The 19,050-nt window shown below is 67.4% G+C and carries 20 protein-coding genes and 1 other RNA gene; 9 read left to right on the top strand and 12 right to left on the bottom strand.

The genetic code is table 11. The features are described from left to right. Positions 1 to 4 precede the first annotated feature (4 nt). From ACIA8C_RS22525 to ACIA8C_RS22505, 5 genes are all read right to left on the bottom strand, one after another. Positions 5 to 571, bottom strand: coding sequence for an NUDIX hydrolase (locus ACIA8C_RS22525; protein ID WP_397137663.1), 567 nt, complete (start codon positions 569 to 571; stop codon positions 5 to 7). Positions 572 to 615: 44 nt separating this feature from the next. Next, positions 616 to 900 carry a hypothetical protein gene (locus tag ACIA8C_RS22520; protein WP_397137661.1) on the bottom strand — a complete coding sequence of 95 codons (285 nt, stop codon included), beginning with the start codon at positions 898 to 900 and terminating at the stop codon, positions 616 to 618. A gap of 144 nt (positions 901 to 1,044) precedes the next feature. Then, positions 1,045 to 1,266, bottom strand: coding sequence for a hypothetical protein (locus ACIA8C_RS22515; RefSeq protein ID WP_397137659.1), 222 nt, complete (start codon positions 1,264 to 1,266; stop codon positions 1,045 to 1,047). Between the two features lie 25 nt (positions 1,267 to 1,291). After that, complete coding sequence (locus tag ACIA8C_RS22510) at positions 1,292 to 1,810, bottom strand: TrmH family RNA methyltransferase (RefSeq protein ID WP_397137657.1); 519 nt, start codon at positions 1,808 to 1,810, stop codon at positions 1,292 to 1,294. Between the two features lie 174 nt (positions 1,811 to 1,984). Continuing rightward, a complete protein-coding gene (locus tag ACIA8C_RS22505; RefSeq protein WP_397137655.1) occupies positions 1,985 to 2,872 on the bottom strand; it encodes an alpha/beta hydrolase in 888 nt (295 codons plus the stop codon). A gap of 76 nt (positions 2,873 to 2,948) precedes the next feature. Between ACIA8C_RS22505 and rnpB the strand changes: the two genes are divergently transcribed. The 3 genes from rnpB (at position 2,949) to ACIA8C_RS22490 (ending at position 5,062) form a co-directional block, all read left to right on the top strand. Further along, an RNA gene (gene rnpB, locus ACIA8C_RS22500) (RNase P RNA component class A) lies at positions 2,949 to 3,362 on the top strand. 198 nt (positions 3,363 to 3,560) lie between these two features. Continuing rightward, positions 3,561 to 4,004 (top strand): hypothetical protein, encoded by a 444-nt coding sequence (locus tag ACIA8C_RS22495; RefSeq protein WP_397137653.1) that lies wholly within the window; start codon positions 3,561 to 3,563, stop codon positions 4,002 to 4,004. 116 nt (positions 4,005 to 4,120) lie between these two features. Next, positions 4,121 to 5,062, top strand: coding sequence for a slipin family protein (locus tag ACIA8C_RS22490; protein WP_397137651.1), 942 nt, complete (start codon positions 4,121 to 4,123; stop codon positions 5,060 to 5,062). Between the two features lie 9 nt (positions 5,063 to 5,071). On the opposite strand, the gene ACIA8C_RS22485 is transcribed toward ACIA8C_RS22490, so the two are convergent. Next, positions 5,072 to 5,449, bottom strand: a complete 378-nt coding sequence (locus tag ACIA8C_RS22485; protein WP_397137649.1) for a hypothetical protein — start codon at positions 5,447 to 5,449, stop codon at positions 5,072 to 5,074. Positions 5,450 to 5,878: 429 nt separating this feature from the next. On the opposite strand from ACIA8C_RS22485, the gene ACIA8C_RS22480 reads away from it, so the two are divergent. Together ACIA8C_RS22480 and ACIA8C_RS22475 are read left to right on the top strand one after the other, a co-directional pair. Further along, a complete protein-coding gene (locus ACIA8C_RS22480; RefSeq protein ID WP_150408191.1) occupies positions 5,879 to 6,211 on the top strand; it encodes a hypothetical protein in 333 nt (110 codons plus the stop codon). Between the two features lie 13 nt (positions 6,212 to 6,224). Continuing rightward, on the top strand, positions 6,225 to 7,658 hold the full coding sequence (locus tag ACIA8C_RS22475) for an RNB domain-containing ribonuclease (RefSeq protein WP_397137647.1): 1,434 nt from the start codon (positions 6,225 to 6,227) through the stop codon (positions 7,656 to 7,658). 138 nt (positions 7,659 to 7,796) lie between these two features. Here the strand turns inward: ACIA8C_RS22475 and ACIA8C_RS22470 are convergent, their stop codons facing one another. The 5 genes from ACIA8C_RS22470 to panB form a co-directional block, all read right to left on the bottom strand. Next, the gene (locus tag ACIA8C_RS22470) at positions 7,797 to 8,678 is read right to left on the bottom strand and encodes a CHAD domain-containing protein (RefSeq protein ID WP_397137645.1); all 882 of its coding nucleotides are present in this window, start codon (positions 8,676 to 8,678) and stop codon (positions 7,797 to 7,799) included. A 2-nt stretch (positions 8,679 to 8,680) separates the two neighbouring features. Further along, entirely contained in the window at positions 8,681 to 9,658 is a 978-nt protein-coding gene (gene pip, locus ACIA8C_RS22465) for a prolyl aminopeptidase (protein WP_397137643.1), read from the bottom strand. After that, positions 9,658 to 10,113, bottom strand: coding sequence for a hypothetical protein (locus ACIA8C_RS22460; protein WP_397137641.1), 456 nt, complete (start codon positions 10,111 to 10,113; stop codon positions 9,658 to 9,660). The genes pip and ACIA8C_RS22460 overlap by 1 nt, the downstream gene beginning before the upstream one ends. 75 nt (positions 10,114 to 10,188) lie before the next feature. Further along, on the bottom strand, positions 10,189 to 11,028 hold the full coding sequence (locus tag ACIA8C_RS22455; RefSeq protein ID WP_397137639.1) for a phosphotransferase: 840 nt from the start codon (positions 11,026 to 11,028) through the stop codon (positions 10,189 to 10,191). 20 nt (positions 11,029 to 11,048) lie between these two features. Beyond that, positions 11,049 to 11,906: a 3-methyl-2-oxobutanoate hydroxymethyltransferase gene (gene panB, locus ACIA8C_RS22450; RefSeq protein WP_397137637.1), complete on the bottom strand. Its 858-nt coding sequence runs from the start codon at positions 11,904 to 11,906 to the stop codon at positions 11,049 to 11,051. 272 nt (positions 11,907 to 12,178) lie between these two features. On the opposite strand from panB, the gene ACIA8C_RS22445 reads away from it, so the two are divergent. The 3 genes from ACIA8C_RS22445 to ACIA8C_RS22435 all read left to right on the top strand — a co-directional run bounded on the left by ACIA8C_RS22445 (position 12,179) and on the right by ACIA8C_RS22435 (position 18,237). Further along, positions 12,179 to 13,711: an alpha/beta hydrolase gene (locus tag ACIA8C_RS22445; RefSeq protein ID WP_397137635.1), complete on the top strand. Its 1,533-nt coding sequence runs from the start codon at positions 12,179 to 12,181 to the stop codon at positions 13,709 to 13,711. Positions 13,712 to 13,806: 95 nt separating this feature from the next. Beyond that, complete coding sequence (locus ACIA8C_RS22440; protein WP_107655058.1) at positions 13,807 to 15,147, top strand: glutamine synthetase family protein; 1,341 nt, start codon at positions 13,807 to 13,809, stop codon at positions 15,145 to 15,147. 78 nt (positions 15,148 to 15,225) lie between these two features. Further along, a complete protein-coding gene (locus tag ACIA8C_RS22435) occupies positions 15,226 to 18,237 on the top strand; it encodes a bifunctional [glutamine synthetase] adenylyltransferase/[glutamine synthetase]-adenylyl-L-tyrosine phosphorylase (RefSeq protein ID WP_397137633.1) in 3,012 nt (1,003 codons plus the stop codon). Positions 18,238 to 18,249: 12 nt separating this feature from the next. On the opposite strand, the gene ACIA8C_RS22430 is transcribed toward ACIA8C_RS22435, so the two are convergent. Further along, on the bottom strand, positions 18,250 to 18,603 hold the full coding sequence (locus ACIA8C_RS22430; RefSeq protein WP_397137631.1) for a winged helix-turn-helix transcriptional regulator: 354 nt from the start codon (positions 18,601 to 18,603) through the stop codon (positions 18,250 to 18,252). Positions 18,604 to 18,714: 111 nt separating this feature from the next. On the opposite strand from ACIA8C_RS22430, the gene ACIA8C_RS22425 reads away from it, so the two are divergent. After that, entirely contained in the window at positions 18,715 to 19,041 is a 327-nt protein-coding gene (locus ACIA8C_RS22425) for a hypothetical protein (RefSeq protein ID WP_397137629.1), read from the top strand. Positions 19,042 to 19,050 lie beyond the last annotated feature (9 nt).

The raw sequence follows: 19,050 nt of genomic DNA, 5'->3' as shown, positions 1-19,050 counted from the left end.
CAGGTCAGACTTCCGCGCTCAGCGTGGCTTCCAGTTTGGCGAGGAAGCGGCCGAAATGCGGGTCGGCGTCGAGAACCGCGAATTGGTCTATGTCCCACCAGTGTTCGGCGCTGAACTCACGAGGGTCGAGCCGATAATGTTGGGATCGGGCGCCGCGGATGAGGTACCAGAGGCTGACGTCGTCGTGGCTGTCCGCACCGACCGTGCTGGTGATCGTCAGGAACAGGGGATCGGTACCGGTGACGGTGAAATCGGCCGGGATGCCGATCTCCTCGACCACCTCGCGCCGCGCCGCCTCCAGCGGATGCTCGCCAGGATCGACATGCCCACCGGTCGGCAGCCACAATCCGGCGAGCCGATGGCGGCCGAGTAGCACCGCCCGCGCGTCGGGGTCGACCAGCACGACATAGCTGACCAGATGTCGTGGTGGCGTCGCGGGCTTGACGCGGCGAAACACATCATCGGTCGATGCGAGCCAAGCCAATGCCTCGTCGAGGTGTTCCTGTTCCAGCGCATCGAATGGTTCGATCCCGCTGACGATCTCGGCGACGACGGCAGTCGCGGTGTTCATAACCGGGCACAGTAGCGACAACCACCGACAGGATTCGACCGTCCTCAGTCCAGGACGACCGAACGAATCCGTGTCGTATACATACCCGCCCGGTCGAGGGCATCGACGGCAGCGTCGAGTTCGATCGTCGCCTCCTCGAAAACCTCGCGAGCCCCCGCCACACAGTAGGCGGGCGTCGTCAGGGCACCGATGCCCTCGGTATCGATCAGCAGCCCCGAGGCAGGCAGCGCGCCATACCCCTCAGCCAACTCGGCCACCCCCCACCGCAACTCACGCAGTTGGTCGAGCAAGTAGACGCGCCGAGCCTCCAGGATCGATGGATCTATCATCGCGGCTCCCTCAATTCCGGACGGTCCGTCCGACCGCAATCTACCGCCGCGCGGGATATCTTGTCGCACACATACTCTGGCAGCCACGCGGCATGCCGCCTGCCTCGGATCTGCCAATATTTTTCCTCCGAGGTCCGAATCGCTCTACCGCAGTCCAGATCTGAACGTCGGCGAACTCAACGATGTTTCGACCTGAGAAAGCGGAACATCGAGTTTTGCCGCGATGATGGTCCGCGCCTCAGAGTCGACGGCGGTGAGGTGTGGTGCTTGCCCGCACGGATCATCTCCGTAGATGTCAGGGATGGTGATCTCCCACCATCGGCCGACGCGGTTCGCGTGAATCTCGTAGGTGATTGCTTCGGTCATCGGTCCTCCTTCATGGGTCCTTTCGTCAACACAGGCCCGCTAACTTGTACAGCACCAGGGAGCCGGCGACGGCTACGTTGAGGCTGTTTCCGGTGCCTATCATGGGGATTTCGACGGCTAGGTCGAGTAGTTCTAGTCCTTCGGGTGGGATGCCGGTGGATTCGTGGCCGAGGACGATTACGGTGCGGCGCCGGGCGGTGGGGAGGTCGGCGAGGCGGATGGATTCGTCGGTGAGTTCTACGCCGACGATGGCGGAGCCGCCGATGCGCTGGCGGGCCAGCCAGCGGTCGACGCGGCCGTTGATCCAGTGCACGCATTGGGGTTTGCGCAGGGTGTTGCCGTGGGCCAGGGCGTCGGGGATCCATGGGCGGCGCGGCACGGCCATGCAGGCGCCGACGGCGTCGCAGGTGCGCAGCATGGTGCCGAGGTTGACGCCGTGTTTGGGCCACAGCGGCGCGATGATGAGGTGATTCCAGCAGCCGTGGGCGCGTTGGCGGCGTTCGCGGCGCAGGTCGGGGCGGGACTTGGCCCGCGCGGTCGTCACCGGTGGACGGGAAGGGCCTTCCCGTGGGGCAGAGCGAGTTTCATGAGAATGATGCTTCGCGGCGCATCGAAGCCATCGACGGGAGCAAGAGATGCTCGGGAACTGAGCTGATCTCCACGATACGGCACGGGCTGATTCGGCCGACACCAGCGGGTGACCGGCGCCGTCAACGACTCACGGCCGCAAAATCGAGACCAGAAACTCCGTCTGGTCATACACCGCCTTCTCGAACACGTCATCGAAGTAGATATCGAAATGCCCTGCCTGGTAACGCTTCACGACGGCGTGCTTGGTGCGTTCCGCCGCCCGCAGCGCGGACTTGATCGGGGTGATCGAATCGTCGTCGCATAACGCGTACAGCACCGGCATCTTCAGCGACTTGGCCCGCTTGCCGGGCGAATCGAACAGCGCCGAAAACGCAACGCGCGCAGCCACCTTCGGCTTGTAATGCTCGCTCTCCTCGGCCAGCCTGCCGTTACCCTCCGGCACGTCGGCCGCGCTCATCAGCGCCGCCGACCGCTTGCGCCCGGCCAACCGGATGCCGACGTGCTTGCGCCGTAGCGGCCCGATCAGCAAGTCGGTGGCGGCGATCGCGGTCACCTTGGTCATGCTGATCGGCCCCTTCGCCATCGCGCAGGACCACCCGCTGGTGAACGGGACCTGCGCGACCACCGCGGCCAGGTAGTCGTCGTGCGGCGCAACCGCGAGCACGTGTCCGCCGCTGAACGAGGTGCCCCACAACGCGATCCGGGTCGCGTCGATGCCGCGGATGGTGCGCGCGTAGGCGATGGCGGACTGCCAGTCCTCGCGCTGGCGCCCGATCCGGATCACCTGACGCGGCTCACCTTGGCTCGCTCCGAAATGCCGGTAGTCGAACACCAGGACCGCCATGCCCGCGGCGGCGAAGCGCCGCGCGTACCGGTCGAGTCCCATTTCCCGATTTGCCCCAAGGCCATGTCCCATGACGACGAGCGGACGGGGCTTCGCCGCACCATCCGGACGGTAGAGCCAGGCGGCGCACTGCTCGCTTCCGGAGGGGAAGCCGACCTCGACACGTTCCATGGCAGCCAACCGTACTGCGTAGGTGGGGCCCGCGTCCTGGCGGAGTGCGCGGCGACCAGTACGCTGATACGGCGGACGAGTTGGCCGGGCGACCGCGGCATCGGGAACGGGCACGGTTGTGCCGCCGCTCGACGCCGAGGAAAGTCCGGACTCCACAGAGCAGGGCGGTTGCTAACGGCAACCCGGGGCAACCCGCGGGACAGTGCCACAGAGAACAGACCGCCCACGGCCTTCGGGTCGTGTGGTGAGGGTGAAACGGTGCGGTAAGAGCGCACCAGCGCCCCGGGTGACCGGGGCGGCTAGGTAAACCCCGCCCGGAGCAAGGTCAAAGGTCGCACCGTTCGCGGTGCGGCTGCGCAGGTGTTCGAGGGCTGCTCGCCCGAGCCTGCGGGTGGACCGCTCGAGGCACCCGGCAACGGTGTGTCCAGATGGATGGTCGCCCCCCGGTGCGAACCGGGGACAGGATCCGGCTTACAGGCCAACTCGTCCGCCCTTTCGAGTGCGGATCCGCCGGTGTTCGCCGGGCGAACTGCGCGTTAACGGCTGAGATCGGCTCTGTGGCCAGCTGATTGGGTCGACCGGAGCGGGCCGGATACCAGTACATTGTCGGTCGAGGTTTTGTGCGGTGTGTCCGATTCGGGGCTGCCGCAGGATCGACTGCTAGGAGATCGTCATCAACGTTCACACCATGCTGCGTCGCGCGGGAACCCTCGCATCCGCAACCGCTCTGGCCGCGGTGGCCTGCGCCGGTGTCGCCGCCGCCGCTCCGACCACCACCCCCGCGACGCCACCCACCGTCAACAACGTCGACATCACCGCAGCCGCGTTGAGCGGCAGCGGGTTGGCTGTCTCGGTGAGCTACACCTGCGAGGCGACCGACAAGCCCGTGACGCTCCAGGTGTTCGTCCGCAGCACCGGCGAGGGCGCGGAGCAGACGATCGGTGCCAAGACCAAGGCGACGTGCAATGCCGAACGCCAGACGGTATCCGTCACCGCCACGAAGATCGCGGAGTCCGAACCGTTCACGCCCGCGGTGGGCGATACCGTGCGCGTCTTCAGCGCATTGGTGTGGGGTGACAACCAGCAGAGCCTCGAGAGCGGCACGGCCGTCAAGCGGCTGACCCTCAAATAGGACGCTCTGATCTTCTGTCGCAGCCGGTTCCGCGGTGCCATCATGGAGGTAGCCGCGGGGCCGCAGCGCCCAGGTACCCGCTCCTGTTGCCGCCGGGCGCGATTCGGGGGCCGGGCATGGACATACTCGCGATTCTCAGCAGCATCGTTGGCGCGGGGGTGGTTGTCGGCGGCGTGCTGACGGCCGCGAGCACGCGGGTGGTCACGCAGTTCGAGAAGGGGCTGATCTTCCGGTTCGGCCGCGTGGTCGGGACGCGAGATCCCGGGCTGCGCATGATGATTCCGTTCGTCGACCGGATGCGTAAGGTGTCGACGCAGATCGTCACCATGCCGGTGCCCGCCCAGGAGGGCATCACCCGCGACAACGTGACGGTGCGGGTGGACGCCGTCGTGTACTTCCGGGTGTTCGACCCGGTGCTCGCGGTCGTCGAGGTGCAGAACTATTTGTTCGCCGTCGGCCAGGTGGCGCAGACGTCGCTGCGCTCGATCATCGGCAAGAGCGACCTGGACAGCCTGCTGTCCAATCGCGAGGAGCTGAACAAGGGCCTGGAAATCATGATCGACAGTCCGGCGCTCGGCTGGGGCGTGCACATCGACCGGGTGGAGATCAAGGATGTGGCACTGCCGGATTCGCTGAAACGCTCGATGTCGCGCCAGGCCGAGGCGGAACGTGAACGCCGCGCCAGGGTGATCTCCGCCGAGGGTGAATTGCAGGCCTCGAAGATGCTGGCGCAGGCGGGCGCGCAGATGTCGGAGTCGCCAGCCGCGCTGCAGCTGCGCCTGCTGGAAACCGTGGTTCAGGTTGCGGCGGAAAAGAATTCGACGTTGGTGCTGCCGTTCCCGGTGGAGCTGCTTCGCTTCCTGGAGCGCAGTACGCCGCAGGCGCCTGCCAATCCGCAAGCGCCGCAACAGGCGACGGTGGCCCAAGAACCCGCGGCGGTAGCCGAACAGCCCGCGGCGATAGCAGAACGAGCCGACGAGCCCGCGGCGATCACCCCGGGCCCCGAGCAGCGTCAGCTCGATCCGCCGGACGAAGCGCCGGCTACCTACCGTGGCTGAGGCGATAGCTCAGCACATCATCTTGGCCATCTGGTAGATGGCCTTGGCCTCCTCGGGGGTCGCCTCGGCCTTGCCGGACGCGCGCTTGGTGATGCTCTTGACGACGTCGTCCTCGGACTTGCTCGCCTTGATCTCCTTGCAGGTGTCGCTGAGGATGGTGGCGATCTTCGCGTCGTCCTTGCCGTCGGCCAGTTTCGGGAACGCGCCGCGGAAGCTGACGACGAACGCGCCCGCCTTCACATTGTCGACGACTTGCGCGTCACCGCTCGATTGCGCGGCGGGAGCTGAAGAGGAGGGGGTGTTGCTGGCTTTGTCGTCCCCGCAGCCGGTGAGCAGCAGGGCAAAGAGGGTCGCGCTGGCCGCGAGAGCGGCGGTAGTTCTGATCACGGAGCGGGATGCTAGCGGTCCGAGACCAAAGTCGCCTCCCGTCCGGTGAACGGGAGGCGACTTGGTGTGGCAGAAGGCTTGTGGGTCAGACCGGTGCGATGACGAAAACCTGGGCCCAATACGCTGCCTGGTCCGCCCCGAGCAGCGGCAACAGGTAGTCGTACAGAATCGATGACATAGCTGTGGAACTCCCAATTGTCGACGTACAGGACATTTCAGAATGTGCGGGCACAGTGTGAGACCCGCTACTGCGGCCCACGTTAGCAGCCACGTCGCGGCCATGTCGGCGCGGTGAACTCGCCGTGTGTATCTGCCGGTAACTAGCCGGACCGTGATCGACGTCATAAAGTAGTCCGCGTTGGCACGGCCCGTTGCGTGGCCGCAACGAGCCCTTCACACTTCGAATGCGGGAAAGCAGGTCTCAACTCTATGCGGATTGTTCGCTCACTGGTCGCCGGCGCGTTGATCGCCGGGGCTGCTTCGGTTTTCGCCATGATGGGTGCTGGCTCCGCCAGTGCCGTAGCGGTGACGCCGCTGCCGGGTGGGGTGCAGGTAGACCTCAGCCCGGCTGACACGGTCTGGGTCGCCCAGAACCGTTTCGGACAGACCCTCGGTGGTCTGCCTCATCCTTCGGCGGCTTCGTTCGGCGAAGCGTTGGACGCGGCGGCCGCGGTGTCGGCCGCGGTCCCGGGCGGACATGTCACCTTCACCGTCTATGGGCCGCTCGATTCGTTGAACGGCACCATGCTGGCGCTGCAGTAGGTCTGGCACCCTAGTGCCATTGCATCAGCGGATCGTCTCGGCGCCGGTAGATTTCGGCGCCATCCGTTCCGAATTCGGCCTGGCCTCGGCGTATCCCGCCGAGGCCAGCACGGAAGCCCGCGACGCGTCCGACGCGTTCGCGGGCGACCGGGCCGATCGCACCGACATCCCGTTCGTGACGATCGACCCGCCGGGGGCCATGGATCTGGACCAGGCCCTGCATCTCGAACGCACCGACACCGGCTTTGTCCTGCATTACGCCATCGCCGACGTCGGCGCCGTGATCGATCCGCACGGCGCGCTCGCCAAGGAGTCGAGCGCCAGGGGGCAAACCTTCTACCTACCCGACGGCACCGTGCCGCTGCACCCGCCGGTGCTGTCGGAAGGCACCGCGAGCCTGCTGCCCGAGCAGCCAAGGCCCGCCGCGCTGTGGACCATCGAGCTCGACGAAAAGGCTGAACCGCAACGGTTTGCGGTGCAGCGGGCGCTGGTACGTTCGCGCGCCAGGCTGGACTACGCAGGCGTGCAGGCCGATGCCGACGCGGGCCGACTGCATCCGTCGATAGCCGCCCTGCCGGAATTCGGCACGCGGCGCATCGAACTGGGGTTGCTGCGCGGCGCGATCGGGCTGCGGCTGCCCGCGCAGAGCATTGTGCGCGATGGTAACTCGGACGGGCATTGGCGGCTGATCGTCGAGCCGCGGACCGCCGCCGACGACTGGAACGAGCAGGTTTCACTGCTGACCGGAATGTGCGCGGCGCGCATCATGATCGACGCCGGGGCGCCAGCGCTGTTGCGCACCATGCCCCCGCCCGCCGAGTCGGCGATAGCGTCCATGCATCGCACGGCGGCCGCGTTGGGTGTCGAGTGGCCCGCGGAACTGTCGGTCGGGCAGCTGCTGGCCGGGTTGGATCCGAACACGCCTGCCGCGCTGGTACTCATGTCGGAGGCCACGAGTCTGTTGCGTGGCGCGTCCTACACCGTGCTGAACGGCGATGCCAAGGTCAGCACCCCGGAAAGCTTGGAGCACAGCGCGATCCGCGCACCCTACGCGCACGTCACCGCGCCGCTGCGCCGCCTGAGCGACCGCTTCAGCACCGAGATCTGCCTAGCGCGTTGCGCGGGAACCGAAGTCCCGCAATGGGTCCAGGACGGACTGGCCGACACCGCCGACAGCATGCGCCGCAGCGACGCGATCGCGGGCAAGGTAGAACGAGCCTGCATCGACCTGGCCGAGTCCACGTTGCTCGCCGAACGAGCGGGCACCGAGTTCGACGCGGTGGTCGTCCGCGAAGCCAACGGCAACCGCGCCGCAGAAATCTTCATCGCCGACCCACCTGTTCTCGGCCCCTGCGTGGGCGAACCCCCCGAAGGCGCCTCCGTCCGAGTGCGCCTCGTATCCGCCGACCCCACCACCCGCAAGATCAGCTTCGCCTACCCTGCGTAGCCCGTCCCGCAGCCGTTGAGCACATCAGCCGCACCACTCCTGATCTGCCGCACCGAAATTCGCATGCGATTCTCGGTGCCGGAAATCAAGAATGGTGCGGCTGCGTGGCTTGCCTGAGGGGGAGGGCGGAAGTTGGGGTTACTCGCCGGAGATGGCGGCTGCGGCGTCGGGGTAGCGGGTGAGGGCTTGGCGGGCGGCGGTGTCTTCGGCGCCTGCCAGGATGCGGTAGAGGGCCGTGTCTTCGCCTGCGGCACCGGCATCGGCGGCTATGCCGTAGATGGCGTGTTGTGATTCGACGGCGTCGCGGTGGTCGCCCAACACCGTTTGTAGTCGTTTGGCGCGGCTGCCGAGGTCGCTGGCGTCGGTGCCGAGGACCGTCTCGGCGGCCTCGCAGGAGTACCGTAATCGCTTGGCGCTCTTGCGGATATCGTGCAGCAACTCGACGCGCTCAGCGGGGGTGACGGTGGTTTCCCGCTCGATCAGTGCCAGCATGCGCTCGCGGTCGCGTTCCAGCACCACGGTGAAGAATTCCTCGGCGGGCACCGCGGCGCGCGAGGAACGCAACGGCGGTTCGGTGCGCCACTCGGTGAGTTCGTCGCGCAACTCGCGGTAGCGCACGCTGTCCAAGGTCTGTAGCACGTCGGCGTGCGCGACGGAGTACTTGGCGTTTTCGGCGGTGACCAGACGGGCGGTCACCAATTCGAGGTCGGTCTTCGAATGCTCGGACTGCTGACCATGTTTCGTCAGCAACGTCTCGAAGCGTTCGGCCCGCACCTCGGCGTCGCGCGCGACGCCGAGGACACCGGCCAGCCATTTGAGCTCCTCGCCCATTGTCCTGGCCGGTGTCCGTTCGAACAGTCCGCGATAGGACCGCAGCACACTGCGCAGCCTGCGGGTGGCCACCCGCATCTGGTGGACCGAATCCGGTTCGTCCCCGCGTACCTCGGGTTCAGCGGCCAGCAGCCGGTCCACGTTGTCGCTGAGTGCCGCGACGATGGCCTTGCCTGCGGTGGCCGTCATGGTTACCCCGTTTTCGCGAATCTATCGGTGGCCTCGATCAAATGATGCGTGATGCCGGGCTCGAAGGAGGCATGTCCGGCGTCCTCGACGATGTGCAGCTCCGAACCGGGCAAGGCCTTGTGCAGATCCCAGGCGCTCACGGTGGGGCAGACGATGTCGTGGCGGCCCTGCACGATGACGGTGGGAATGTGCGCGATGGTGTCGGCGTCGCGCAGCAGCTGGCCCTCGTCGAGGAAGGCGTGATTGCGGAAGTAGTGGTTCTCGATCCGCGCGAAGGCGAGCGCGAACCGCGGATCGGCGGATTCGGCGACCCGATCCGGTTGCGGCAGCAGCGAACTCGTCGCTCCCTCCCACGTGGACCAGGCGACGGCGGCCGCGAGCGCGACCTCCTCGTCGGCCGAGTGCAGCAGTCGGTGATAGACCTCGACCAGGTCCTCGCCTCGCTCGGCTTCCGGCACCGGCGCGAGGTATTTCTCCCACTCGTCGGGATACACGTAGCCCGCGGCGCCGTTGTAGTACCAGTCGATTTCTTTGCGGCGCAACAGGAAGATGCCGCGCAGCACCAGTTCGGTGACCCGATCCGGATAGGTCTCGGCGTAGGCGAGCGCGAGGGTCGAACCCCACGAGCCGCCGAACACCTGCCAGCGCTCGATGCCGAGATGGATTCGCAGCGCCTCGATGTCGGCGATCAGATGCTGGGTGGTGTTGGTCGCCAAGCTCGGATCGTCGGCGAGGTGCGGCGTGGAGCGCCCGCAGCCGCGCTGATCGAACAGCACGATCCGGTAGGCCGCCGGGTCGAAGAACCGCCGCTGGGCCGGTGCGGTGCCGCCGCCGGGGCCGCCGTGCAGAAAGACCACCGGCTTGCCGTCCGGGTTGCCGCTGACCTCCCAGTACATCGACTGGCCGTCGCCGACGTCGAGCTTGCCGGAGTCGTAGGCCTCGATCTCGGGGTACAGCGTCCCTAACTGTGTGCCGCCCATCAGAACGCCAGTCCCGAGGCCAGATCGGGGAGCTCCAGCGCCTGGATTGCCTCCTGGTGCACGTCGGGGCAGCTCTTGGTGGTGAGACGATCGACGATCGGCTTGTCGGCCAGCACCGCGCCGTTGATGCCGCCGTTGCGCAGCGCCCACTCGTGCACCAGCGCGTTGAGCCCGATCTTGCCGAGCGTTGGACCCTGCACCCGCCAGTTCGACAGCTCGGGCTTGATCATGTCGCAGAGCTGGGCGGAGGCCGCATCGGAGATCACCGGCGGGGCAGGCTTGTTCGTGCCTGCGGTGCCACCCGGCTTGGTGGTCGCCGTCGCCGAGCCCGTTGTCGAGCTCGAGCTCCCGGTCGGAGCCGGGTTCGACTCGCTTCCGCATGCGGTCAGTGCTGCGGCGGCGAAAACGCCCGCCAGCAGCAGCGTGCTGCGTGAAATCCAACGGCTGTGCCGCATCTGTACCTCAACTTCTATCGCGAATGTCCGCATCGAGTCTGCCATTGATTCGCGGCAACGGCCCGGACTGTGTGTCTATCGGAACGCGACGCGCAGTTCGTCCAGCAGTGCTTCGACGCAGCGGGCGAAGCGAGGGATGGAGGTGTCGATGGTGCGCCATGGGTTGAGCGCGATCAACGGGGCGAGGCGTTCGGCGAGGGCGATCTCGGCGGCGGAAATCGGGCCCCAGTGCGCGAAGTAGGCGTCGCGATGCGGGTTGTGCAGGATGCGATGGGAGAGGAAGGGGTGGGTGATCACGGCATCGCCCCAGTCGAACAGTCGTCCGGTGCCCGCGAAGACGTTGCCGGGGTGGACGTCGTTGTGTTCGATGGTGAGCCTGCCGTAGTCGGCCAGTTCGGCGGCGGCCTCCTCGATGCGGCGGCCGAGGCGGGGGACGCGCGGCTCGAAGTGGCGGTAGATCGTGCCGAGCCGGGTGGGCGGCAGGTAAGGGGTGCCGGTGGCGATCAGGTCGTCGATGTGCCCAGCGAGGGACTGCTGGAGGCCGGCGTAGGAGCGGAGCAGCCCGGACCATTCGGCGTCGGTGTCGCGCGCGGTGTCCCCGCCGTGCGGACTCAGCAGCCAGCCGTGCTCCTGTTGCACCGCAAGGGGTTCCAGCACGCTACCGGGACGAAGACGGGCGAGCAGCTGGATCAGAGGTCCCTCGTGGGCGAAGGCGCGGGCGTTGGCCTTCGCCCACACCGGGCCGGTCTCGGTCGGGATGCGGACGGTCAGCGACCAGGCGCGACGGCGGGTGATCGTCGGTGTGCCGGTGACTTCGACCTCTTGTGCCTTGAGCACGCTCGCCGCCCAATCGAGCAACGGTTCGACCGGCTGGCCGAGCAGTGCGGCGGGGGCGTGCACTGCTCGGCCGGTCATCGTTACTCCATGGCGTCGATCTAAAAGCTGTGTTCGGGCCCGGGGTAGGTGCCCCGGGCTACCTCATCAGCGTAGGCCGCCGCGGCGGTGCGCAGTTCATCACCGACATTGCCGAACCGCTTGACGAACTTAGCGGTCTTGCCGCTGGTGTATCCGGCCATGTCCTGCCAGACCAGCACCTGCGCATCGGTTTCCACGCCGGCGCCGATGCCGACGGTGGGGATGGTCAGCTTGCGGGTGGCCTGCGCGGCCAGCTCGGCCGGCACCATCTCCATGACCACGGCGAACGCACCGGCCTCCTGGACCGCGATGGCGTCGGCGATGAGCTGCTCGGCGCCGTCGCCGCGACCCTGCACGCGGAACCCGCCGAGGGTGTTGACGCTCTGCGGGGTGAACCCGATGTGCGCCATCACCGGAATGCCCGCGGCGGTGATCAGCGCGATCTGCTCGGCGACCCGCTCACCGCCCTCGAACTTCACCGCCTGCGCCTGGCCCTCCTTCATGAAGCGGGTCGCGGTGGCCAGCGCCTGCTGCGCGGAGGACTCGTAGGTGCCGAACGGCAGGTCGGCCACCACCAGCGCGTGCGGTGCGCCGCGCACCACGCCGCGGACCAGCGGGAGCAGCTCGTCCACGGTGATCGGCACGGTGGTGTCGTAGCCGTAGACCACGTTGGCGGCCGAGTCGCCGACGAGCAGCACCGGGATGCCCGCCTCCTCGAATATCCGGGCCGAGGAATAGTCGTACGCGGTGAGCATCGCCCAGCGCTGCCCGTCGGCCTTCATCTGCTGCAGGTGCTGCACCCGGGTCTTACGCATAGCCTTCTTGGCCTGGCTGGGTGCCGCACCGTAGGCAGGGGTTTCCGAATCGGATACGGACATCTTCGTCCCTTTCGTCTGCTGTCTCCTCGGGGCCCATCCGGGTCCCCGGGTTCATCTGACAAACCCCAGTCTGCCACCCCCCACCAGGCCGAATTAACCCTTTCCCACGATGCGATTGCTCACATCCCAGCCGCACTTGACGCACGGTTCGTCCTCTTGACGCAGGTTGCAACCTGCGTCAGGTGCACGCTCGCTACGTCGAGTGGACGGAGGAATGGGTTTGTGACCGGTGCGTTGTCTGTGGCGGGGAGGGGAGGTGTCAGTATCTGTGGATGGGTTTGGTTCGGAGTGGGCGCGGGGCGCTGATGGTTGCGGTGCTGGCGTTGGTGGCGGCGGGGTGCACGGTGGACGGGCATCCGACGGGGCCGATGCCTGCGGCGCCCGCGGAGTTGGCGAAGTTCTACTCGCAGACCGTCCAGTGGGGGAGCTGCACCGGGTTCGGTTCACCGGACGATCGCTTCGCACCGAGCGCGCAGTGTGCGCGGATCACCGTGCCGGTCGACTATTCGGCGCCGGACGGGCCGACCGCCCAGATCGCCCTCTCACGGATCAAGGCGTCCGGCAAGAAGATCGGCTCGCTGCTGATGAATCCGGGCGGGCCGGGGGAATCGGGCCTGACCATGTCGTCGCTTGGCAACAAGACACCCCTTGCCGAGCGCTTCGACCGGGTCGGCTTCGACCCGCGCGGCGTCGGCTCCTCGACTCCGGCGATCGTCTGCGAGACCGCACAGGAGCAGGACGCCCAGCGGGCCGAGCCGCAGAAGGACAACACGCCCGAGGGCATCGCCGCGGCGGAAAACGAGAATCGGGAGTACGCGGACCGCTGCACGGAGCACACCGGCAAGGATTTCCTCAGCCGCGTCGGCACCCGCGAGGTGGTGCAGGACATGGATGTGCTGCGCGCCGCGCTCGGTGACGCGAAGCTCAGCTACCTGGGCTACTCCTACGGCACCAAGATCGGTTCGGCCTACGCCGAGAAGTTCCCGGACCATGTGCGCGCCCTCGTCCTGGACGGTGCCGTCGACTCCGCGCAGGATCCGGTGCAGGAGTCGCTGCGGCAGGCGGCGGGCTTCCAGAAGGTGTTCGACGCCTATGCCGCGGACTGCGCGGGCAAGGCGGACTGCCCGCTCGGCACCGACAAGACGCAGGCGGTGCAGCGCTTCCGCGCACTGGTGAATCCGTTGTGGGACAAGACCGTACCGACCACCGACCCGCGCGGCCTCAACTACGGTGACGCGCTCACCGGCGTACGCCAAGCCCTCTATACCAATGATCTGTGGCCGGTACTCACCCTCGGCCTGTCCGAACTGCGCGACGGCCGCGGCGACACCCTGCTGCAACTGGCCGACCTGTACGACGGCCGCCGCGACGACGGCAGCTACAACAACACCTCCGACGCGTTCACCGCCATTCGCTGCGTGGACGATCCGCGCATCAGCGACCGAGGCATCACCGCCGAGCAGGACATCGAATACCGCAAGGCGGCGCCGTTTCTCGACGACGGTCGCGGCACCGGCGCGGCCCCGCTGGACCAGTGCACGGTCTGGCCGGTACCGAATACCAGTGAGCCGCACCGGATCACGGTGACCGGCTTGCCGAAGACGGTGGTCGTGTCGACCACCGAGGACCCGGCGACGCCGTATCAGGCCGGCGTGGACCTGGCCGCCCAGCTGGGTGCCTCGCTGCTGACCTACAAGGGCAACAGGCACACGGTCGCGCTCTCGGGTGGATCGTCGTGCGTGGACAACGCGGTCATCGACTATCTGGTCGACCTGACCGACCCGGCGCCGGGACTTACCTGCTGATCGGACCTGCGGTGATGTCATATTCGCACAACAAGGTCAGCACACTCAGCGTGTATGTAACACGGATTTAACGCCGGGTGCTTACTCTCGCGGACATGGATCGCCAGAAGGAATTCGTGCTGCGGACGCTCGAAGAGCGGGATATCCGCTTCGTGCGGCTCTGGTTCACCGACGTGCTTGGTTACCTCAAGTCCGTCGCCATCGCTCCCGCCGAGCTAGAGGGCGCTTTCGAGGAGGGCATCGGCTTCGACGGCTCTGCCATCGAGGGCTTTGCCCGGGTGTCGGAGGCCGACATGGTCGCCCGCCCGGATCCGTCCACCTTCCAGGTCTTGCCGTGGGCGACGAGCAAGGGCCACCAGCATTCCGCGCGGATGTTCTGCGACATCACCATGCCCGACGGCTCGCCGTCCTGGGCCGACCCGCGGCACGTACTGCGCCGCCAGCTGAACAAGGCCGCCGACGTCGGCTTCAGCTGCTACGTGCACCCCGAGATCGAGTTCTTCCTGCTGGAAAACGGCCCGGTGGACGGCTCGCAGCCGATCCCGGCCGACTCCGGCGGCTTCTTCGACCAGGCCGTGCACGACTCGGCGCCCAACTTCCGCAGGCACGCGATCGACGCGCTGGAGTCGATGGGCATCTCGGTCGAGTTCAGCCACCACGAGGGCGCGCCCGGTCAGCAGGAGATCGACCTGCGCTACGCCGACGCGCTGTCCATGGCCGACAACGTGATGACCTTCCGCTACCTGATCAAGGAAGTCGGCATCGACGAGGGCGTGCGCGCGACGTTCATGCCCAAGCCGTTCGCCCAGTACCCGGGCTCGGCGATGCACACGCACATGAGCCTGTTCGAGGGCGAGGCGAACGCCTTCCACGATCCGGACGACCCGATCAATCTGTCCAGTACCGCGCGGGCGTTCATCGCGGGCATCCTGGAGCACGCGCCGGAGATCAGCGCGATCACCAACCAGTGGGTGAACTCCTACAAGCGGCTCATCCACGGCGGCGAGGCGCCGACCGCGGCCTCGTGGGGCCGGTCGAACCGGTCCGCGCTGGTGCGGGTGCCGATGTACACGCCGAACAAGTCCTCCTCGCGTCGCGTCGAGATCCGCAGCCCAGATTCGGCATGCAACCCCTACCTGACCTTCGCGGTGCTGCTCGCGGCCGGTCTGCGCGGCATCGAGAAGGGTTACACGCTGCCGCCGGAGGCCGAGGACGACGTGTGGTCGCTGACCGTCGCCGAGCGGCGCGCGATGGGCTTCCGTGAATTGCCCGGCACGCTGGACGAGGCGCTGCAGGCGATGGAGCGGTCCGAACTGGTCGCCGAGACCCTCGGTGAGCACGTGTTCGACTTCTTCCTGCGCAACAAGCGCCGGGAGTGGGCCGACTACCGCAGCCAGGTGACGCCGTACGAGCTCAAGGAATATCTCGGCCTGTAGCGAGCGCCGCCTTTCCGCAACCGAATGTATGTCCAGGGACGGGCGGGTCGTTAGCCGCGACCATGTAATTTGAGACCTATGGTCCGCCCTCCGACTGCCCGCTCCGCGGTCCCCGGTGTCGGTCGGCTCGGTCTGCTCGAGCCCTCCGCCGCCGCCTCGCTGCACGAATTGGGCTGGGACAACGTCGAAAGTATCCCCGTGCTGTGGGCGCTGTCGCGCGCACCCGACGCCGACCTGGCGTTGAATACGCTGGTCAAATTGCGCGAGCGGATGGAAAACGATTGGGCCGCACTGGATTCGGCGATTCGTGCGGAAACGGCGTTGCGCGGCAGGCTGTTCGCGTTGCTCGGCTCGTCCAGCGCGTTCGCCGACCATCTCGTCGTCGACCCGGCGGCCTGGCAGATCTTGCGCCGCAAGGAGCTGCCGAGTCGCGACGAACTGATCGCCGACCTGCTCGACGCGGTGCGCGCGGTGCCGGAGGAAGGGCCCAATGCGGGTCCACTGCTGTTCCGGGCCGGTGAGTCCGGACCCGAGGTGGTCGCGTTGCTGCGCAAGCGGTATCGCGATCAGCTGCTGCTGCTCGCTGCGCTCGACCTCGCGGCCACCGTCGAGAATGAACCGGTACTTGCGTACCAGGTGGTCGGCCGTCATCTGACCGCGCTGGCCGATGCCGCGCTCACCGCGGCACTGTCGGTGGCGGTGGCCCGGGTGTGCAAGGACGGCCCGGTACCGGTGCGGCTCGCGGTGATCGCCATGGGCAAGAGCGGTGCGTGCGAGCTCAATTACGTCAGCGATGTCGACGTGGTGTTCGTCGCGGAACCCGCCGACGCCACCGCGACCCGGCTGGCTGCCGAGATGATGAGCGTCGCCAGCGCGGCCTACTTCGAGGTCGACGCGGCGCTGCGGCCGGAGGGCAAGGCGGGCGCGCTGGTGCGCACGCTGGATTCCCATGTCGCCTACTACAAGCGGTGGGCGCGGACCTGGGAGTTCCAGGCGCTGCTGAAGAACCGGCCGATGACCGGCGACCTCGAACTCGGTCAGCAGTACAAAGACGCGCTGATGCCGATGGTGTGGACCGCTTCCGAGCGCCCCGACTTCGTCGCCGACGTGCAGGCGATGCGGCGCCGGGTGGAAGACCTGGTGCCCGCCGACATGCGGGAGCGCGAGCTGAAATTGGGGCACGGCAGCCTGCGCGACGTCGAATTCGCCGTCCAGCTCCTGCAATTGGTGCACGGCAGGGTGGACGAGTCGCTGCACGTGCAGGGCACCGTCGAGGCGCTGACGGCATTGGCCGCCGGTGGCTATATCGGCCGCGACGATGCCGCGAATCTCACTGCGTCGTACGAGTTTCTGCGACTACTCGAACACCGCCTGCAACTGCAGCGATTGCGGCGCACGCACACCTTGCCGGCCTCCGATGACGAGGAGGGCATGCGCTGGCTGGCCCGCGCCGCGCACATCCGGCCGGACGGCAGGCAGGACGCCGTCGGCGTGCTGGCCGCCGAGATCCGCCGGAATGCCGTGCGGGTGCGGCGATTACACGCCAAGCTGTTCTACCGGCCGCTGCTCGAATCGGTGGTCAAGCTGGAACCAGAGGCGCTGCGGCTCAGCCCCGACGCGGCGGTCCGGCAGTTGGCCGCGCTCGGCTACCAGGCCCCCGAACACGCACTCGGGCACCTCGAGGCGCTCACCAGGGGGGTGTCGCGCAAGGGCCGGATCCAGGCGCTGCTGCTGCCGACCCTGCTCGAATGGCTCGGCGAGACACCGAATCCCGACGCGGGCCTGCTCGCCTACCGGCGGGTGTCGGAGGGGCTCGGCGACCAGACCTGGTTCCTGCGCGAGCTGCGCGACGAGGGCGCCATCGCGCAGCGGCTGATGATCGTGCTCGGCTCCTCGGAGTACCTGCCAGATCTGCTGATCAACGCGCCGGACACCATCCGCATGTACGCCGACGGGCCGGGCGGTCCGTTGCTGCTCAGCCCGCAGCCCGAAGATGTCGCCCGCGGCATCATGACGGCCGCGGCCCGCTACAACGACCCGAAACGTGCTGTTGGCGCGGCACGTTCGCTGCGCAGGCACGAGCTGGCCCGCGTCGCCTCGGCCGATCTGCTCGGCATGCTCGACGTCGAACAGGTCTGCCGTGCGCTGTCCTCGGTGTGGGTCGCGGTGCTGGAAGCCTCACTCGCGGCGGTGATTCGGGCCAGCGAGGCGGAGCTGGGCGCGCCCGCGCCCGCCGACTTCGCGGTGATCGGCATGGGCAGGCTCGGCGGCAAGGAACTCGGCTACGGATCCGACGCCGACGTGCTGTTCGTCTGCGATCCCCGCCCCGGCGAGGACGAGACCAAGGCCGTGAAGTGGGCGATCAGCGTCGCCGACAAGGTGCAGAAGCTGCTCGGCGCGCCGAGCACCGACCCGCCGCTGCTGGTGGACGCCGGGCTGCGACCCGAGGGACGCAACGGCGCGCTGGTCCGCACGCTGGCCGCCTACGACGCCTACTACCAGCAGTGGGCGCAGTCGTGGGAGGTGCAGGCGCTGCTGCGGGCCCATCAGGTCGCCGGCGACCAGCGGCTCGGCGTGCGCTTCCTGCACGTCATCGACAAGGTGCGCTACCCGGCGGGCGGGGTGTCGGCCGAAGCGGTGCGCGAGATCCGCCGGATCAAGGCCCGCATCGACGCCGAACGACTACCCCGCAACGCCAACCCGGCCACCCACACCAAGCTTGGCCGCGGCGGTCTCGCCGATATCGAGTGGACCGTTCAGCTGATGCAGCTGCGTTACGCGCACGATGTGCTCGGCCTGCACAACACGTCGACGTTGGAGTCGCTCAACGTCATCGAGGAGACCAAGCTGCTCGACCCCTCCGATGTCGCGCTGCTGCGTGACGCGTGGCTCACCGCGACCAAGGCCCGCAACGCACTGGTTTTGGTGCGCGGCAAACCCGCCGACCAGCTACCCGGTCCTGGCCGGTTGTTGTCCGCGGTCGCCAGGGTGGCAGGCTGGCCCAACGACGACGGCAGCGAGTTCCTCGACCACTACATGCGCGTGACCCGTCGCGCGAAAGCGGTGGTGGAGCGCGTCTTCGGCCAGTAGGGCGGGCCGCGCTCAGTTCGCGATCGACGGCGCGGGCTCGATCAGTAGACCTGTTCGTTCAGCGCGTTTTTCGCCCCACTCGTAGAGGGCGGTGAGGGCCGGGACGAGGGTCCAGCCTTCGTCGGTGAGGTCGTATTCGACCTGCGGTGGCACGGTGTCGAAGACGGTGCGGCGGACCAGTCCGTCGGCCGCCAGTTCACGTAACTGCTGGACGAGCATCTTCTCGCTGGTCGTCGGCATCAGCCTGCGCAGCTCGCCGTAGCGGCGCACACCCTCCTTGAGGTGGGCGAGGATTACCGGCTTCCACTTGCCGCCGATGAGGTCGACGGTCACCTCCACCGCGCAGTGGTAGCGCTTCTCGACCATCGCTCACCTCCGGGTACTCACTAAAAAGTGCGTTCTTGTAACACTGTAATCATCGCGATTCCATGGACGGGAGTCCTTACTCCCTACCGCAGACATGGAGTCCGAATCCCTATGAAGGTCATTGTTTTCGACCGTTTCAAGCCCGGCGTGACCTTGGCAACGATCAACCCGTACCTGCCCGAGGAGGTCGCCAACGTGTGGCGGCTGTGGAAGGCGGGCATCGTGCGGGAGAACTACGCGCGCGCCGACGAGCCGGGGGTGGTGATCGTGTTCGAGGTGGACAGCGTCGAGGAGGCGCAGCGGTACGTCGCCGACTTCCCGCTCACCAAGGCCGGTTATCTGGAGTGGACCTACGTTCCGGTGCAGGCCCCGCTGCCGCTGGAGGCGCTGATGGACCCGAAGGTCGACGTCGCCGAGCCCTACGACCGGACCAAGTGAGGCGCTACC

Origin of the sequence: Nocardia sp. NPDC051321 (assembly GCF_044455225.1) — a bacterium.
Taxonomy (GTDB): Bacteria; Actinomycetota; Actinomycetes; order Mycobacteriales; family Mycobacteriaceae; genus Nocardia.
The sequence above is the reverse complement of the archived record's forward strand: the minus strand, read 5'-3'. Positions and strand labels throughout refer to the sequence as shown.

What these genes read in the sequence shown, in the direction of transcription:
- ACIA8C_RS22455 (WP_397137639.1), bottom strand. Translation starts at nt 11,028, where the DNA reads ATGACCGGCCGAGCAGTGCACGCCCCCGCCGCACTGCTCGGCCAGCCG.
- pip (WP_397137643.1), bottom strand. Translation starts at nt 9,658, where the DNA reads ATGGGCGGCACACAGTTAGGGACGCTGTACCCCGAGATCGAGGCCTAC.
- ACIA8C_RS22515 (WP_397137659.1), bottom strand. Translation starts at nt 1,266, where the DNA reads ATGACCGAAGCAATCACCTACGAGATTCACGCGAACCGCGTCGGCCGA.
- ACIA8C_RS22490 (WP_397137651.1), top strand. Translation starts at nt 4,121, where the DNA reads ATGGACATACTCGCGATTCTCAGCAGCATCGTTGGCGCGGGGGTGGTT.
- ACIA8C_RS22460 (WP_397137641.1), bottom strand. Translation starts at nt 10,113, where the DNA reads ATGCGGCACAGCCGTTGGATTTCACGCAGCACGCTGCTGCTGGCGGGC.
- ACIA8C_RS22430 (WP_397137631.1), bottom strand. Translation starts at nt 18,603, where the DNA reads ATGGTCGAGAAGCGCTACCACTGCGCGGTGGAGGTGACCGTCGACCTC.
- ACIA8C_RS22445 (WP_397137635.1), top strand. Translation starts at nt 12,179, where the DNA reads ATGGGTTTGGTTCGGAGTGGGCGCGGGGCGCTGATGGTTGCGGTGCTG.
- ACIA8C_RS22425 (WP_397137629.1), top strand. Translation starts at nt 18,715, where the DNA reads ATGAAGGTCATTGTTTTCGACCGTTTCAAGCCCGGCGTGACCTTGGCA.
- ACIA8C_RS22495 (WP_397137653.1), top strand. Translation starts at nt 3,561, where the DNA reads ATGCTGCGTCGCGCGGGAACCCTCGCATCCGCAACCGCTCTGGCCGCG.
- ACIA8C_RS22440 (WP_107655058.1), top strand. Translation starts at nt 13,807, where the DNA reads ATGGATCGCCAGAAGGAATTCGTGCTGCGGACGCTCGAAGAGCGGGAT.
- ACIA8C_RS22505 (WP_397137655.1), bottom strand. Translation starts at nt 2,872, where the DNA reads ATGGAACGTGTCGAGGTCGGCTTCCCCTCCGGAAGCGAGCAGTGCGCC.
- ACIA8C_RS22520 (WP_397137661.1), bottom strand. Translation starts at nt 900, where the DNA reads ATGATAGATCCATCGATCCTGGAGGCTCGGCGCGTCTACTTGCTCGAC.
- ACIA8C_RS22435 (WP_397137633.1), top strand. Translation starts at nt 15,226, where the DNA reads ATGGTCCGCCCTCCGACTGCCCGCTCCGCGGTCCCCGGTGTCGGTCGG.
- panB (WP_397137637.1), bottom strand. Translation starts at nt 11,906, where the DNA reads ATGTCCGTATCCGATTCGGAAACCCCTGCCTACGGTGCGGCACCCAGC.
- ACIA8C_RS22525 (WP_397137663.1), bottom strand. Translation starts at nt 571, where the DNA reads ATGAACACCGCGACTGCCGTCGTCGCCGAGATCGTCAGCGGGATCGAA.
- ACIA8C_RS22480 (WP_150408191.1), top strand. Translation starts at nt 5,879, where the DNA reads ATGCGGATTGTTCGCTCACTGGTCGCCGGCGCGTTGATCGCCGGGGCT.
- ACIA8C_RS22470 (WP_397137645.1), bottom strand. Translation starts at nt 8,678, where the DNA reads ATGACGGCCACCGCAGGCAAGGCCATCGTCGCGGCACTCAGCGACAAC.